Below are 15,673 nucleotides of genomic sequence, written 5' to 3' on the forward strand. Positions count from 1 at the left end.
TGTTTTTTCACAGCCTTCAAGGATGGCCCTTTATGTCACCTCAGCTTGTCACACTCCCCACCCATGGCGTCTTCAATGTCGACCTGCGCGGCGCGCACTACGACTTTCTCAAGGCGCGAGTACCCGATTGGTTCAACCAAGCCAGCACCCGGCGCCAGCAAGAACTCGCCAGCCACGAACTGCACCAGTTGCCCAGTTGGTATCGGGCGGCACTGCCCCAGGCCCGGCGCGTGCTGGAGGCCAACCACACCCGCTACCGCGAGGCGCTCAATGCGCTTGAGCAGACGCTGGGCGACATCACCGATATCCAGGCCTTCGCCGAAGAGGCCCTGACAGCGGCGATCAAGCGCACCTTCAACCTCGATCTGGATGTCAAGAACGTCTACTTCGCCAGGAAGTACGCCTATGCAACCGGGCGTACCGACCTGTTTGGTGCATTCACCCTTGAGCGCCAGGACGACCCCGCGCTTGGCTACCGCTACCGTGGTGTTTCATTGCTGGAAGCGGCGCTGGCCAACTTCGAACCCGACGAAGAAATCCCTGCAGCCTGCGACGATTGCCACATTATTACCCGCTACAGCGGGTTTGATGGCGAGGCCAGTCCACCGTTCGAGGCACTCCAGCGCCAGGCCGTGCCCATCACCCCGCATGCCTTCGCCAAACTGTGCCGCACGCTTGACCTGGGCGAGCGTTATCTGGAACACCTCAACAGCGTGCTGCGCCCATCGGTCACGTACGAGCGCGATAAAGTGCAGCAGCGCCTGCAGGATTACTACCGCCAACAACTGGCCGTGAGCGTTGAGATGGCGCACCTGCAAGTGGCCAGCGTACCAGGCAACGGCGAAATGGATTCAGGCGTGAGTGACGAAGCCTACCAAATGCTCAAGCGCGTGCTGTCCGAGACGCCCGGCGCCAACCTGGACGGCCGCCCGGTGACGTTCGCCGCCTTGAAAGTCTTCGATATCCGACTGGTCGGACCCATTCTGATCGGCCCGGATCGCCTGCACAGCGACCGTGGTGAACGGGTGCTGGTGTTTATCCCCAACGACCCGCAGCAACCCCTCAAGGAATATGCGTCCAGCGCCGATTTCATGGCCGACCTGCGTACGCGCCTGCACAGTGCTTCCTATCGGCGCTTTTTCAGCAGCTTTATACCCAAGCGCGACCAAGGGGCATTTTTTAAACAATTCAACAAACTGTACCAACCTGCCGATAACAGCGCCGCGTCCCTCGACTTCCCGCACCAGCCCGATTCGGAACGCTTGCGCCTGGGCGAGGCGGTCGTTACCGGAACACTGTGGGCGCACCAGGCCAACGCGTTTGTCGACAAGACGCTCAGCGATGCCCGGGCGGTTGCCGTGCCGACAGGCGACGAAGACATCAAGGCGCGCAACGAACGCCTGGAGAGCTATCTGGATGCGGTGGTCAGCTTCTTGAACCTGGCGGCTTTCGTTGTGCCAGGGCTGGGCCCGGTGATGCTGGCCGTGGGTGCTGCGCAAATGTGCGGTGAGGTCTTCGAAGGCATCGAAGCGGCGGAGCAGGGCGAAGTTCGCGAGATGTGGGCACACTTTTCCTCGGTGGCTCTGAATGCGGCGTTCTTTGCTGGCGGCGCCAAAGTACTGCCCCATGTCCAGTACGTGAATGTGCTGGACCGCTACAAACCGGTCACGATGCCCAAGGGCAAGCGGATGTTGTGGAAGGCCGACCTTGAACCCTATGAGTCACCGATCAAACCGGCACCCGACGTCAAACCCGATGCGCTTGGCCTGCACGTGCACGAGGGCAAGACGTTGCTGTCCATTGAGGGCAAGTCCTATCAGGTAAGCCCGGACGCGCAGACCGGCGAGTACCGCATCCAGCACCCGAAGCGGCCCAAGGCCTACACGCCAAAAGTCGCACGTCACCCTCAGGGCGGCTGGAGCCATGAAGTTGAAGAACCCTTGACCTGGGATGAGCACACGCTGTACCGGCGCCTTGGACTGGAGCATTACGTGGATCAGGTGCGCATCAGCGGCGTCGAAGCGCCCACCCTGCGCGAAACCTTTATGAGCCAAGAGCCGTTGCCGATGGTGCTGGACGAGACGATCCAGCGTTTCCAAATCCATCAGCAACTCAGCACCTTTGTAGAGCAGATGAGCAGCAGCGATCCCCTGGTCTACGCACAGGCAGACCCGGCGCTGCAGCTCGACATCATGCAGCGGCGCGGCATGCTGCCGCAAAGCTCATCCCTGCGGGTGCTCGACCCAAGCGGCAAAGTGCTCTGGGAAAGCGTCGCTCCAGCGTCCGCCGAACGTCGCATTGCGCCGATCAGCCAGGCCGAGCTCGACAGCGGCCAACTGCTCGACGGGGTGCTCTACACCTTGCAAGGTGTTGACCCGTCACTGCTGGAAATACCCGGTACCCCTCAAGATCCGTTGTCGGTGCGCGCGCGCCTGTTGCGCAGGTTCATTGCCCGCACGGTCGGCGAGCTCAAAGGTAACCTGATGGACGAGCGCTACGCAGCTTCCACCCGCTCAAGCGATCCCAATGTTCAACGCGTGCAGGCCGATTACCCGGGGCTTTCCGCCCCAATGGCTGCGCACATGCTCGAAGGCCTGGACGCCGCTGCCCTGGAACACTTTCACGCCACCGGCCGGCTGTCCGGCACCCTCGCCGAGCAGATGCGCTGGTGCGCACAGGAAACCCGTGTGTCCCGCGCCTACGAAGGGCTGCATCTGGACACGCTGAACGTGATCGACAGCCATCGCCTGGCATTGCATACGCTCCAAACCGTGCCAGGATGGTCGAGCGGCACGCGTGTGGAACTGCGCCATTATCGGACTGATGGGCCGCTGCTGGATGCCATCGGCGCCGCAGACGCGCCGCTGGGCAAGGCGTTGGTATTGCAGGACGACGGACTGTTTTCAGCGCCGCTGGGCGTGGATTTCTACAGCGCGGCATGGGAGGTATTGCCGCCTGCCCAGTGGCAACAGATGGGGTTGAGCGATGCCTCGCAACTCAAGCTAGCGATCCAGCAATCGCCGTTGCCGCGTGAGCCCCTGCGCCAGGTCCTGTTGAAACATCCGGTGCGCAAACCGGCCTACCATCGTGGTTTGCACTTGCTCGGCGGTGGCCCGGGTTTCCGGCAACTGCTCACAAGGACGGCGCAGGTGCTGCGTTCTCCCGAGGCGAGGGTGCGCCGGCTGTTTCCAACGTTCAGTGAGGCGATGGTCACCGAATTCATTCAGTCGCTGGGTAGCGATGTATCGAGTAGCCTGGCTCGGCGCGAGCTTGAACTGGACACGCTTGAGCGCACGTTGAAGCGTTGGGTCAAGGAAAATACACCGCAACCCACAGGCAGCGGTTTTGCCTCTGTGGTTTCATTAATCGCTGGCGAGGCCTCGGATATTTTGTATTGCTGGCGCCGGGGATGGAGGACAGAGCATCTAAGCCTCAACACACGAGCAGCAAAGTTGCCGGCCATCAGCGGCGACTTCAGCCATGTCCAGACGCTCGATCTCTATAACGTGGGCGCAGGTGGCGGTGTCGACACGTTTTTAAAAAACTTCACTCATCTCAAGCATTTGAAGGTGAGCGGTGCTCTGGCTGATGTCCCTTTGGCCGTCGCCGACATGAAGGCCCTGACCTCGCTGGAACTGGAGGGCAATGACATTCGCCTTACCCCGCAAAGCGCGACGGCGCTGAACTCGCTCACCAGCCTGGAAACGCTCAACCTGGGCCATAATCCGCTGGGCGTACCTCTCGATTTCAGTACGATGCCCGCGCTCAAGCGCGTCACGCTCAATGCTACGCAGATGGAGCGGTGGCCAACCGGCTTGTCGCCCTCGCTGGAACTTCTGGACCTGCGCAACAATAACCTGCGCCAGGTTCCCGAGGCACACGTGAACCCGCCGCCTGAACAAGTCGAAACCATGGCAAGGATCAACCGTGTCACGTTGCTGGACGGCAACCCATTTCCCGGGGACTACTGGCGAGTCTTCGATGCTTACTGGAAGCGTCTGGGTGAGTCCCGTCCCGACTTGGCCGCCGGTGCACTGCACGACGCTTTCGATAGCGGCATGGGCACGGGCAAGTCGATCATGCGCAGGCTCTACCCGAACTACAGCGCCCAGCAGATCAGGGACTTTATCTGGAAGCTGGGGACCGGCGCAGGCACCGAGTTGATCGCGCTGGAGCGCGAGTTCAATCTGCTCGAATCTCAACTGGACGCCTGGACGTTCTCGGGTGTGGGCGCGCAGCAGCGTTATGTCAGGCCGCAGCAATGGCAAATGACTATGGCGGTGCACAGTGGACGCTACGAAGCCCGGGAACGCATTTTGCGCTGCTGGCGCAAGGAAACCCCGCAGATGCTGGCCACCGATGGCACGCCAATTGGCCTGGAGCTGGACCTCAGCGGCCTCAACCTGCCAAGCCTGCCTGACCTGGAAGCGGACCTTGGCCATGTGGGCTCGCTCAAGTTGAACAACATGAACCTGACCACCTCCCCGGAGGGCTTTCTCTCGCGCTATCGCGGGGTGCGCTGGCTGGATTTGTCGGGCAACCACCTGCGAGAACTACCGCCAGCCCTGGGCCAAATGCACGGCTTGACGCGCTTGTTCCTGCAATTCAACAGTATTCGCCTGAGTCCCGAGGCGGCCGGCATTCTGTCTGAGCGCGTCACCTTGCGCGCCCTGGACCTGAGCTACAACGACCTGGGCTTGACCCCCGACTTCACTCAAATCACCGATATGCGCTCCCTCAACCTGGCGCACACTGGTCTGGAGACCTGGCCGGCGGGTTTGCTTGAGCAACCCTTGCTCGACGGGATAAACCTTTCAGGCAACCGGCTAACGACCATTCCCGCCTCGATCATCGCGCCCTCCGACGAACAACTGGCAACCACCGCGCGGGTCAACAACGTGACGGATGCGAGCGACAACCCCTGGACCGACGCGACCTTGCAGGCCACACGCGCTTACGGCGAGCGGCTTGAACGCGCGGGCCTGGCTTCGCCGGAGCGCCCGAACCGGCTGGTCGCTACAGCGCCGCGCAGCACGGGGCGAGTGGCGCGGAGTGGGGGCAACGATGCGGTCTTTCGGCGTTGGGCCGTCGGCCTGTCCGAAACCGAGGCGGCCGCCCGCCAGATCCAGTGGCAAGGCCTGCGTGGGCAGACCGGCTCGCAAGGGTTCTTCGACATGCTCCGGGACCTGCAAACCACTGTCGACGGGCAGGAAGACCTGCAGCGCCGCGTCTGGGCGGTGATCGATTCCATCACGGCCAACTCCACCCAGTCGGAAAGCCTGCGCGCGCAAATGTTCGAGTGGGCGGGCAGGGCGGCATGCTGCGACCGGGCGGCGTTGTCGTTCAGTAACCTGGAAGTCATGTCGCTGGTCGACAAGGCCCGGCTCCAGGCGTTGGACGCGACCCAGGGCGTGGCGCTGTCGAGCTTGTCCAGGGGATTGCTGCGCCTGGACGAGGTTGAGCGGATTGCCCTGCGCGATATTGATCAACGTCGCGCCACGATCAATGCCGACCCGGCGTTGACGGCGGCCGAAAAATACACGCGCCTGGCGCTATTGGAGGAGGTTGAAATCAGGTTGGCCTATCGCTACGGCCTCAAGGACCGCCTGCAACTGCCTGGGCAACCCCTGGACGTCAAGTTCACCCAGTTGGGCAACGTAACCCCGGCCATGCTGGACGCTGCCTACACCCGCGTTGTGGCACTGGATAATTCGGCGCAGATGTTCCAGGCCTTGCTGGCCCGGGAATTCTGGCAGGACTACGTGACGCAGAAATATCGGCCCCGGTTCGAGGCACAGAGCAAACCGTATCAGGACCGGATGGCGGCTTTGCACGACAGGTTTTCTGACGGCACCCTGGCCGAAGCGGCCTACGACACGCAGGCCAGGGCGCTGCAAGCCCAACTGGCGATTGATGATGCCGCGCTGATCGACACCCTGACCCGCCAGGAGATCGCCGCGCACCTGCTCCCCAGGGAGCCGCTTCAAACCTTGAACGAACCGGTGTTCAGTCAGCTCACCTTGCAGTTTTCGAACGCCCAGGCCATCGAATTCGAGGGCAAACAGTATTTCATCGCAAGCCTGCCGGACGCCGGGGATGGGCAGCATTATCTGTTGCGCGTGCAACGCTCGGACAATCCTTATGAACTGGCCAACAGCGGCATCATCGCCAAGCCGGATGCGGCGGGGGTGTGGAAGCGCAGGGGCCTCAAAGGCGGGGGCGTTTCCGAGGACGAGTACGAGTCTGCGTCGGAGTCCATGCCGGTCACGCCCTACAGCGCTGACGAACTCGCCTTCATGCGTCAGGCCGTGCACTTTTCGGCTCAGAAGAACGTGCTGGGGCGCTACAACCGGGCCAACAACGGCAAGTATCCTCTCAGGGACCTGCAAGGTCGGCCGATTCGTATCCGCAGTCTGGAGCGAGAGGCCCGGATGGACGCCGGGACGACCTATGCCTCGACCCAGATCAAACCCTACATCCGCTTTGAAGGGTATGAGCGCGTGGCGGCCTTGTATGAAGAGAAACTGCAATGGCGCACGTTCACCGCCGATGACGTGAAAGTGCCCGGAGAAAAAGCCTTGATCGGGCAGTCCATGGTGGTGGCCAACCGGCGGATCGCCAAGGGCGAAATCATCGGCCTGTACGGCGGGGTGGTGATCCCCTACGACATGTCGGTGCGCTCGGAGAGCACGTTCGGCATGGTCGTTGCCTATAAAATGCTCCCGGATGCCGGCGCGTTTCGCGCCGATCCGATCTTTATCATCGGCGACACCATCACCTCCAGGATCAACACGAACTTCGAATACGATGCTCAAGGCACGCCGGTACGCCAGGCCACCGGCGGGTACAACGTCGAGTGCGTGCCGTTCCAGGTGGAAGCCGAGCACGCCACCAGCGCGCCAGGCAAGAGAACGACCTATCGGTTGAATACGATGTTTGCCACGCAAGATATCCCGGCAGGTGTGGAACTGCGGATGGATTACGGTTACACCGAAAACATGATCAAGAACAAATTTGCGTGAGGCATCGGCCCTGAACACCGCCTGGTATTCAGGGTCGCCAAGGCCGAGTCAGAACAAGAAATACCGCTGCGCCATCGGCAGCACCTCGGCCGGCTCGCACCACAGCAGCACGCCGTCCGCCTTGACCTGGTAGGTCTGCGGGTCCACTTCGATGTCCGGCAGGTAATCGTTGTGGATCAGGTCGGTTTTCTGCACGTCACGGCAGCCCTTGACCACCGCAATCTGCTTTTTCAAGCCCAGGGCCTCGGGCAATCCGGCGTCCTGCGCCGCCTGGCTGATAAAGGTCAGGCTGGTGGCGTGCAGCGAACTGCCAAAGCTTGCGAACATCGGGCGATAGTGCACCGGCTGCGGCGTGGGAATCGACGCGTTGGCGTCGCCCATCAGGCTTGAGGCAATCGCGCCGCCCTTGAGAATCAGCGTCGGCTTGATACCGAAAAACGCCGGACGCCACAGCACCAGATCGGCCCACTTGCCCACTTCAATCGAACCGACGATATGGCTCACGCCGTGGGTGATCGCCGGGTTGATGGTGTACTTGGCGATGTAGCGCTTGGCGCGGAAGTTGTCGTTGCCGGGGCCGTCGCCGGGCAGCGGGCCGCGCTGTTTTTTCATCTTGTCGGCGGTCTGCCAGGTGCGTGTGATCACCTCGCCGACCCGGCCCATGGCCTGGCTGTCGGAGCTGATCATCGAGAACGCGCCGAGGTCGTGCAGGATGTCTTCGGCGGCGATGGTCTCGCGGCGGATGCGGCTTTCGGCGAAGGCCACGTCTTCGGCAATGCTCGGGTCGAGGTGATGGCAGACCATCAGCATGTCCAGGTGTTCGTCGATGGTGTTGCGCGTGAACGGTCGCGTCGGGTTGGTGGAGCTGGGCAGCACGTTGGGGAAACCGCAGGCCTTGATGATGTCCGGCGCGTGGCCGCCACCGGCCCCTTCGGTGTGGTAGGTGTGAATGGTGCGGCCCTTGAGCGCGGCCAGGGTGGTTTCGACGAAGCCGGACTCGTTGAGGGTGTCGCTGTGGATCGCCACCTGCACGTCGTATTGGTCGGCGACGCTCAGGCAGTTGTCGATGCTGGCCGGTGTGGTGCCCCAGTCTTCATGCAGCTTCAAACCGATGGCGCCGGCCTTGACCTGTTCGATCAACGGTTCGGGCAGGCTGGCGTTGCCTTTGCCGGTGAAGCCGATGTTCATCGGGAACGAATCGCTGGCCTGGAGCATGCGCGCCAGGTGCCAGGGGCCGGAGGTGCAAGTGGTGGCGTTGGTGCCGGTAGCCGGCCCGGTGCCGCCGCCGATCATGGTGGTGACGCCGCTGGTCAGCGCCTCTTCGATCTGCTGCGGGCAGATGAAATGCACGTGGCTGTCGATGCCGCCGGCGGTGAGGATCATGCCTTCGCCGGCGATCACTTCGGTGCTGGCGCCGATGGCCATGGTCACGCCGGGTTGAATGTCCGGGTTGCCGGCTTTGCCGATAGCGTGGATGCGGCCATTCTTGAGGCCCACATCGGCCTTGACGATGCCCCAGTGGTCGATGATCAGCGCGTTGGTGATCAACGTGTCGACCACTTCGTGGGCGAGCAACTGGCTCTGGCCCTGGCCATCGCGGATCACCTTGCCGCCGCCGAATTTGACCTCTTCGCCGTAGACGGTGAAGTCCTGTTCCACTTCGACGAACAGCTCGGTGTCGGCCAGGCGGACCTTGTCACCGACGGTGGGGCCGTACATGTCGGCGTAGGCTTGGCGGCTGATTTTCATGTGTGTGAACCCTGAAAAAATGTGTTGAATGTGAAACCGCTATCGGGAGCAAGCCCCCTCCCACAGGGGAACGTATTTCAACTGTGGGAGGGGGCTTGCTCCCGATGAGGCCCTAAAGATCACCCATGATTCGGCCGGCAAACCCGAACACCCGCCGCCCACCGCTCAAGTCCACCAACTCGATGTCGCGACTCTGCCCCGGCTCAAAGCGCACCGCCGTGCCCGCCGGAATATTCAGGCGCATGCCCCGGCTTGCCGCGCGGTCGAAGGTCAGCGCGTCGTTGGTCTCGAAAAAGTGATAGTGCGAGCCCACCTGAATCGGCCGGTCGCCGCTGTTGGCCACGCTCAGGGTGACGGTGCGGCGGCCGACATTCAGTTCGATCTCGCCAGGCTGGATCTGATATTCACCAGGAATCATGCAGGTTGCCCCAGGGTCTTGAAGTAGATGGCGGTCGGGCTGTAGCGCCCGTCCGGGCTTTGGCAGTAGTCGGGCAGTTCACCGACTTTGGTGTAGTGCAGCGATTGGTAGAAAGCTTCCGCGCCGGAGCCGGCCTCGGTGTCCAGATACAAGAGGCCGCGCCGGTGCTGGCGCGCGGCGAGTTCCAGCGTGTTCATCAACTGCTGGCCCAGGCCATGGCGGCGCGCGCTGCTGTGTACCAGCAGCTTTTGTACTTCGGCGCGGTTGCGCCCGTTGGCTTTCTGGCACAGCGCCAATTGCACGCTGGCGATCACCTGCTCGTCGCGCACCACTACCCACAGCAGCAGGCTCTGGTCTTCGATGCTGGCCTGTACGCCGGTCAGGTAGGCGCGGGCCTGGGCCTCGTCGAGGTCGGCCATGAAGCCGACCGAGGCGCCATGCTGTACCGCGTCCAGCAACAGCTCGATCAACCCCAGGCGGTAGTGGGCAAAACTTTCAGCATTGACTCGACGCAGTTGCGCAGTACTCATCGATGTCACTCCTTGGGCGGTTCGGCGCCCGGGTTCAAGGCCAGTTGCATGAAGGTCAGGTCCAGCCAGCGGCCGAACTTGATGCCCACTTGCGGCATCTGCCCGGTGGTGACGAACCCCAGGCGTTCGTGCAGGCGGATCGAGGCCAGGTTGCCGCTTTCGATGGCCGCGACCATCACGTACTTGCCGCAGGTGCGCGCGCGTTCGATCAGGGTTTCCATCAGCCGTGGGCCCAGGCCTTTGCCGCGCTGGTCGTTGCGCACGTACACCGAGTGTTCGACGCTGTAGCGAAAGCCTTCGAAGGGCCGCCAGTCGCCAAACGAGGCGTAGCCGGTGACCTCGTCGTTTTCGATCGACACCAGAATCGGATAGCCCAGGGCCTGTCGCGCCTGGAACCAGGCCTGGCGGTTGGCCAGATCCACCGGTTGCTCGTTCCAGATCGCCGTGGTGTTGAGCACCGCATCGTTGTAGATGGCGCAGATCGCCGACAGGTCGCTTTCAATGGCATCACGAATCATGGCCGGCCTCTCACGCGATGGGCTGGTGGACGGTGACCAGCTTGGTGCCGTCCGGGAAGGTGGCTTCCACCTGGATATCCGGAATCATCTCCGGGATGCCTTCCATCACCTGTTCGCGGCTGAGCAGGGTGGTGCCGTAGTGCATCAGGTCGGCGACGGTGCGGCCATCGCGCGCGCCTTCCATCAGCGCAGCGGAAATGTAGGCGATGGTTTCCGGGTAGTTGAGCTTCACCCCGCGTGCCAGGCGGCGCTCGGCAACCAGGCCGGCGGTGAAGATCAGCAGTTTGTCTTTTTCCCGTGGGGTCAGATCCATGGTTCAAGGTCCTTCAGACTACATTCATAAAAACACTGGAGATCCCTGTGGGAGGGGGCTTGCTCCCACAGTGTTGATCTTCATGTGCTCCAGATTCTCGGTGCTACCGCTTCCCGTCCCAGCACCGCCGGGCGCAGCAAACGCCATAAATCAATCAACCAGGCCCGCGCCTGCAGTGCTTCACTGGCCAGGCAGCGGGCCACCAGCAGCCCGGGCAGTTGGGTCAGGTCGCCGCGCACCGCATGGGGCAGGGCGCGGCAGGCTTCAAGTAAGTCAGGATCGATGTCGCCGGTGAGCAGCAGGGTGGCGAACACCGGTTGCCCGTCCAGGCCGATGGGTGAGTCGAGCAGGCCATCGGCGCCCACAATGCGCTGGCGCTCATGCCAGAGCAACTGGCCGTCGCGGCGGATATCCAGGTGCGACTGGAAGTGGCCCAGGTCAAAGCGCTCGTCGCTGGCCGGGCGACCGAGGGCGACCACGTCCCAGTAGAGCAAACGTGCATCGCCCTGCAGCTCAATGCGTGTGGTCAACTCGGCCTGGGCGGCGCTGAACACGATGGTTTCCTGGGGCAGCCACTCCAGCGTGGCGCCGTCCTGCACCGTCAGTTCGAGCTGTTGATACGCCGGACCATTGGCGCGGTACCACTTGGCGGCGCCGGGGCTGGTCAATTGTGCCCACGCCCCGTCGCCAACGTGGGCGCGGATATCCAGCCGATCACCGCCGGCAATGCCGCCGGGCGGGTGCACGATGATGTGCTGACACACCTCGGGGCCTTCGGCGTAGAGGTGCTTTTGCACGCGCAGCGGGCCGCTGTGCCGGCGCATCACCGGGCGCGTGGTATCGCCGAAACGCGCGTAGCCGAGGTCCAGCGCGGCGTGCCAGCTGGGGGTGAACAGGGCAGGGGAAACGGGCAGGTTCATGGTTTCTGGCTTAGTATCGGGACGCCACAGGTTAGATGGTTACGAGGCCGCGTACACCCTCGCTTTGCATATTTTCGCCACGGCCCTGCTGCACGATTTCACCCCGCGACATCACCAGGTACTGGTCGGCCAATTCGGCGGCAAAGTCGTAGAACTGCTCCACCAGCAGGATCGCCATGTCGCCGCGAGCCGCGAGTTTTCTGATCACCGCGCCGATCTCCTTGATCACTGACGGCTGGATGCCTTCGGTCGGTTCATCAAGAATCAGCAGGCGCGGACGGCTGGCCAGGGCGCGGCCGATTGCCAATTGCTGTTGCTGCCCGCCGGACAGGTCGCCGCCGCGTCGATGTTTCATCTGCAGCAGCACCGGGAACAGCTCGTAGATGAACGCCGGCACTTCCTTGGCCTCGGCGCCAGGAAAACGCGACAACCCCATCAACAGGTTCTCCTCCACCGTCAATCGAGCGAAAATTTCCCGGCCCTGGGGCACGTAGGCAATGCCGGCGTGCACGCGCTGGTGCGGCTTGTAGCCGGTGATGGCTTTGCCTTCCCAGTTCACTGCGCCTTCCCTGGCCGGCAGCAAGCCCATCAGGCACTTGAGCAGGGTGGTCTTGCCCACGCCGTTGCGCCCGAGCAGGCAGGTGACTTCGCCGATCTTCACGTCAAACGAAAGCCCGCGCAGGATGTGGCTACCGCCGTAGTACTGGTGCAGCTTGTCGACTTGCAGCATGTTCAAATACTCCTCAAATCGTGCGGGTGCCTGGCTTCTGTGGCAAGCAGGTGTGCATACCACGCACTTTTCAGCGACCGAGGTAAACCTCGATCACCCGCTCGTTTTCCTGCACCTGTTCCAGCGACCCTTCGGCCAGCACGCTGCCCTGGTGCAACACGGTCACGTGATCGGCAATCGAACCGACAAAGCCCATGTCGTGCTCCACCACCATCAGCGAATGCTTGCCCGCCAGGCGCTTGAACAGCTCGGCGGTGAACTCGGTTTCGGCGTCGGTCATGCCTGCCACTGGTTCATCCAGCAGCAGCAGTTGCGGGTCCTGCATCAGCAGCATGCCGATTTCCAGAAACTGTTTTTGCCCGTGGGACAGCAACCCGGCCGGGCGCTGCGCCGAGGCGGTCAGGCGAATGGTCTCGAGCACTTCCTCAATGCGGTCCTTCTGCTCGCCACTCAGGCGCGCGCGCAGGCTGGCCCATACCGACTTGTCGGTCTTCTGCGCCAGCTCCAGGTTTTCGAACACGCTGAGCGCTTCGAACACCGTGGGCTTCTGGAACTTGCGACCGATGCCGGCCTGGGCAATCTGCACTTCGCTCATGCTGGTCAGGTCCAGGGTTTCGCCGAACCAGGCCTTGCCGTGGCTGGGGCGGGTCTTGCCGGTGATCACGTCCATCAGCGTGGTTTTGCCTGCGCCGTTGGGGCCGATAATGCAGCGCAGTTCGCCGACACCGATGTACAGGTTCAGGTCGTTGAGCGCCTTGAAACCATCGAAACTGACGCTGATGTCTTCCAGGGTCAGGATCGTGCCGTGGCGCGTATTGAGGCCCTTGCCTGCGGCCTGGCCGAGGCCGATGGCATCGCGGCCGCTGCCCGCATCGAAGATAGGTTCCAGCATGACGTTCCTCATTTTTTCAGCAGCCCGATCACGCCCTTGGGCAGGTACAGGGTGACGATGATGAACAGCGCGCCAAGAAAGAACAGCCAGTATTCCGGGAAGGCCACGGTGAACCAGCTCTTCATGCCATTGACCACGCCGGCGCCGAGCAGCGGCCCGATCAACGTGCCGCGTCCGCCCAGTGCCACCCACACGGCGGCTTCGATCGAGTTGGTCGGCGACATTTCGCTGGGGTTGATAATGCCCACCTGCGGCACATACAAGGCCCCGGCCAGGCCGCACAACACCGCGCTCAGCACCCACACGAACAGCTTGAAACCGCGCGGGTCGTAGCCGCAGAACATCAGGCGGTTCTCGGCATCGCGCAGGGCGGTGAGCACTCGGCCGAACTTGCTTTGCGCCAGGCGCCAGCCGATGTACAGGCTGGCGATCAGCAGCAGCACGGTGGCGATGAACAGCGCCGCGCGGGTGCCGGGCTCGGTGATGCCGAACCCGAGGATGCTGCGGAAATTGGTGAAGCCGTTATTGCCGCCAAAGCCGGTCTCGTTGCGAAAGAACAGCAGCATTCCAGCGAAGGTCAGCGCCTGGGTCATGATCGAGAAATACACGCCCTTGATCCGCGAGCGAAACGCGAAAAAGCCGAACACCAGAGCGAGCAATCCGGGAGCGAGCACCACCAGGCACAGGGCCCAGAGGAAATGGTCGGTGCCGGCCCAGTACCAGGGCAACTCCGTCCACGACAAAAAGGTCATGAACGCCGGCAGCTCATCGCCGGACGCCTGGCGCATCAGGTACATGCCCATGGCATAACCGCCGAGGGCGAAGAACAGGCCATGGCCGAGGGACAGCATCCCTGCATAGCCCCACACCAGGTCCAGGGCGAGGGCGACAATCGCATAGCAAAGGATCTTGCCCACCAGCGTCAGGGTGTAGGCGGAAACATGAAAAGCGTTTTCCTGCGGCAACAATGACAGCAGCGGCAGGGCCAGCAGCACCGCGAGGATCACCACGCCCACCGCAATCGTCACCTTGGGGCCGGCCTTTTGCGTGGCCGTGAGCATCAATGGCTGGTTCATCAGTCGATCACCCGTCCTTTCAGTGCGAAGAGTCCCTGCGGACGTTTCTGGATAAACAGAATGATCAGCGCGAGGATCAGGATCTTGCCGAGCACCGCGCCGATCTGCGGCTCCAGAATCTTGTTGGCGATGCCCAGCCCGAACGCGGCCATGACGCTACCGGCCAACTGGCCGACGCCGCCCAACACCACCACCAGGAACGAGTCGATGATGTAGCTCTGGCCCAGGTCCGGGCCGACGTTGCCGATCTGGCTCAGCGCCACGCCGCCCAGGCCTGCGATGCCGGAGCCGAGGCCAAAGGCGAGCATGTCCACGCGCCCGGTGGGTACGCCGCAGCAGGCGGCCATGTTGCGGTTCTGGGTGACGGCGCGCACGTTGAGGCCCAGGCGCGTCTTGTTCAGCAGCAGCCAGGTCAGCACCACCACGAACAGCGCGAAGGCGATGATCACCATGCGGTTGTACGGCAGCACCAGGTTGGGTAGCACTTGAATGCCACCGGACAGCCACGCGGGGTTGGCCACTTCGACGTTCTGCGCGCCGAACACCAGGCGCACCAGTTGGATCAGCATCAGGCTGATGCCCCAGGTGGCGAGCAGGGTTTCCAGTGGGCGGCCATAGAGGTGACGAATCACCGTGCGTTCCAGCGCCATGCCGATGCAGGCAGTCACGAAGAACGCCACCGGCAGTGCGAGCAGCGGGTAAAACTCGATGGCGGCGGGCACGTAGCGCTGCATCAGCAGTTGCACCACATAGGTGGAGTAGGCGCCGAGCATCAGCATTTCGCCGTGGGCCATGTTGATCACCCCGAGCAGGCCGAAGGTGATCGCCAGGCCCAGCGCGGCCAGCAGCAGGATTGAGCCCAGGGACATGCCGCTGAACGCCTGGCCGAGGATCTCGCCAAACATCAGCTTGCGTTTGACCTGGGCCAGGCTGGTCTCGGCGGCGGTGTGCACGGCGGCATCGGTTTCCACGCCGGGCGCCAGCAGCGCCTCAAGGCGAGTGCGGGCCAGCGGATCGCCGGTGCCGCCGAGCAGGCGCACGGCGGCCAGGCGCACCAGCGGGTCGCTGTCGACCAGTTGCAGGTTGGCCAGGGCCAGGCTGAGGGCAGTGTGCACGCCCTCGTCGGTCTCGGCGGCGACCTGCTGGTCGAGCAATTTGAGTTGCGCAGGCACGGCGCTTTTTTGCAGGGTGCGGGCGGCCGCCAGGCGCACTTTGGGATCGGCGGCAAGCAGTTGCTGGCTGGCCTGTACGTTATCGATCAGGCTGCGCAGGCGATTGTTCAGGCGTACGGTTTTGGTTTCGCCGTTGAGTGTGAGCTGGCCTTGTTGCAGGGCGTCCACCAGCTCGATGCGCGCCGGGTCAGGCTGGGCGGCCCAGTCCTGCAGCAATTTGGCTTGCTGCGCCGGGTTGGCGGCAAGGAAGTCTTCGGCGTCGCCGGCGTGTGCGGCGAAGGGCAGCAATAGCAGCAGCGTCAGGAGATAGCGTGTGAGGGCAGTGGGCATAAA

The 15,673-nt window shown here is 63.0% G+C and carries 11 protein-coding genes; 1 reads left to right on the forward strand and 10 read right to left on the reverse strand.

The features are described from left to right. The first annotated feature begins 32 nt into the window (after nucleotides 1-32). Complete coding sequence (locus JOE32_RS20140; RefSeq protein WP_209988023.1) at nucleotides 33-7,022, forward strand: DUF6543 domain-containing protein; 6,990 nt, start codon at nucleotides 33-35, stop codon at nucleotides 7,020-7,022. A 48-nt stretch (nucleotides 7,023-7,070) separates the two neighbouring features. Here JOE32_RS20140 and ureC read toward each other — a convergent pair whose 3' ends face one another. The 10 genes from ureC to urtB all read right to left on the reverse strand — a co-directional run bounded on the left by ureC (nucleotide 7,071) and on the right by urtB (nucleotide 15,670). Further along, complete coding sequence (gene ureC / locus JOE32_RS20145) at nucleotides 7,071-8,771, reverse strand: urease subunit alpha (protein WP_209988027.1); 1,701 nt, start codon at nucleotides 8,769-8,771, stop codon at nucleotides 7,071-7,073. 112 nt (nucleotides 8,772-8,883) lie between these two features. After that, nucleotides 8,884-9,189, reverse strand: a complete 306-nt coding sequence (locus JOE32_RS20150; protein ID WP_003236142.1) for an urease subunit beta — start codon at nucleotides 9,187-9,189, stop codon at nucleotides 8,884-8,886. Further along, the gene (locus JOE32_RS20155) at nucleotides 9,186-9,719 is read right to left on the reverse strand and encodes a GNAT family N-acetyltransferase (RefSeq protein ID WP_209988030.1); all 534 of its coding nucleotides are present in this window, start codon (nucleotides 9,717-9,719) and stop codon (nucleotides 9,186-9,188) included. The genes JOE32_RS20150 and JOE32_RS20155 overlap by 4 nt, the downstream gene beginning before the upstream one ends. 5 nt (nucleotides 9,720-9,724) lie before the next feature. Then, nucleotides 9,725-10,237, reverse strand: coding sequence for a GNAT family N-acetyltransferase (locus JOE32_RS20160; RefSeq protein WP_209988033.1), 513 nt, complete (start codon nucleotides 10,235-10,237; stop codon nucleotides 9,725-9,727). Between the two features lie 10 nt (nucleotides 10,238-10,247). Beyond that, nucleotides 10,248-10,550 (reverse strand): urease subunit gamma, encoded by a 303-nt coding sequence (gene ureA, locus JOE32_RS20165; protein ID WP_003171437.1) that lies wholly within the window; start codon nucleotides 10,548-10,550, stop codon nucleotides 10,248-10,250. An 80-nt stretch (nucleotides 10,551-10,630) separates the two neighbouring features. Then, nucleotides 10,631-11,470 carry an urease accessory protein UreD gene (locus tag JOE32_RS20170; protein WP_209988034.1) on the reverse strand — a complete coding sequence of 280 codons (840 nt, stop codon included), beginning with the start codon at nucleotides 11,468-11,470 and terminating at the stop codon, nucleotides 10,631-10,633. A gap of 31 nt (nucleotides 11,471-11,501) precedes the next feature. Beyond that, nucleotides 11,502-12,200: an urea ABC transporter ATP-binding subunit UrtE gene (gene urtE / locus JOE32_RS20175; RefSeq protein ID WP_209988035.1), complete on the reverse strand. Its 699-nt coding sequence runs from the start codon at nucleotides 12,198-12,200 to the stop codon at nucleotides 11,502-11,504. 70 nt (nucleotides 12,201-12,270) lie between these two features. After that, a complete protein-coding gene (gene urtD / locus JOE32_RS20180; RefSeq protein ID WP_209988037.1) occupies nucleotides 12,271-13,104 on the reverse strand; it encodes an urea ABC transporter ATP-binding protein UrtD in 834 nt (277 codons plus the stop codon). Continuing rightward, nucleotides 13,101-14,168, reverse strand: coding sequence for an urea ABC transporter permease subunit UrtC (gene urtC, locus JOE32_RS20185; RefSeq protein ID WP_209988039.1), 1,068 nt, complete (start codon nucleotides 14,166-14,168; stop codon nucleotides 13,101-13,103). Before urtC ends, urtD begins: the two co-directional genes overlap by 4 nt. Continuing rightward, nucleotides 14,168-15,670: an urea ABC transporter permease subunit UrtB gene (gene urtB, locus JOE32_RS20190; protein ID WP_209988042.1), complete on the reverse strand. Its 1,503-nt coding sequence runs from the start codon at nucleotides 15,668-15,670 to the stop codon at nucleotides 14,168-14,170. Before urtB ends, urtC begins: the two co-directional genes overlap by 1 nt. Nucleotides 15,671-15,673 lie beyond the last annotated feature (3 nt).

Origin of the sequence: Pseudomonas sp. PvP025, from assembly GCF_017832155.1 — a bacterium.
In the GTDB taxonomy this organism is placed as follows: domain Bacteria; phylum Pseudomonadota; class Gammaproteobacteria; order Pseudomonadales; family Pseudomonadaceae; genus Aquipseudomonas.

Bases quoted from the DNA above. Each gene is read 5' to 3' on its own strand.
- JOE32_RS20140 (WP_209988023.1), top strand. From the start codon at position 33: ATGTCACCTCAGCTTGTCACACTCCCCACCCATGGCGTCTTCAATGTC.
- ureC (WP_209988027.1), bottom strand. From the start codon at position 8,771: ATGAAAATCAGCCGCCAAGCCTACGCCGACATGTACGGCCCCACCGTC.
- JOE32_RS20150 (WP_003236142.1), bottom strand. From the start codon at position 9,189: ATGATTCCTGGTGAATATCAGATCCAGCCTGGCGAGATCGAACTGAAT.
- JOE32_RS20155 (WP_209988030.1), bottom strand. From the start codon at position 9,719: ATGAGTACTGCGCAACTGCGTCGAGTCAATGCTGAAAGTTTTGCCCAC.
- JOE32_RS20160 (WP_209988033.1), bottom strand. From the start codon at position 10,237: ATGATTCGTGATGCCATTGAAAGCGACCTGTCGGCGATCTGCGCCATC.
- ureA (WP_003171437.1), bottom strand. From the start codon at position 10,550: ATGGATCTGACCCCACGGGAAAAAGACAAACTGCTGATCTTCACCGCC.
- JOE32_RS20170 (WP_209988034.1), bottom strand. From the start codon at position 11,470: ATGAACCTGCCCGTTTCCCCTGCCCTGTTCACCCCCAGCTGGCACGCC.
- urtE (WP_209988035.1), bottom strand. From the start codon at position 12,200: ATGCTGCAAGTCGACAAGCTGCACCAGTACTACGGCGGTAGCCACATC.
- urtD (WP_209988037.1), bottom strand. From the start codon at position 13,104: ATGAGGAACGTCATGCTGGAACCTATCTTCGATGCGGGCAGCGGCCGC.
- urtC (WP_209988039.1), bottom strand. From the start codon at position 14,168: ATGAACCAGCCATTGATGCTCACGGCCACGCAAAAGGCCGGCCCCAAG.
- urtB (WP_209988042.1), bottom strand. From the start codon at position 15,670: ATGCCCACTGCCCTCACACGCTATCTCCTGACGCTGCTGCTATTGCTG.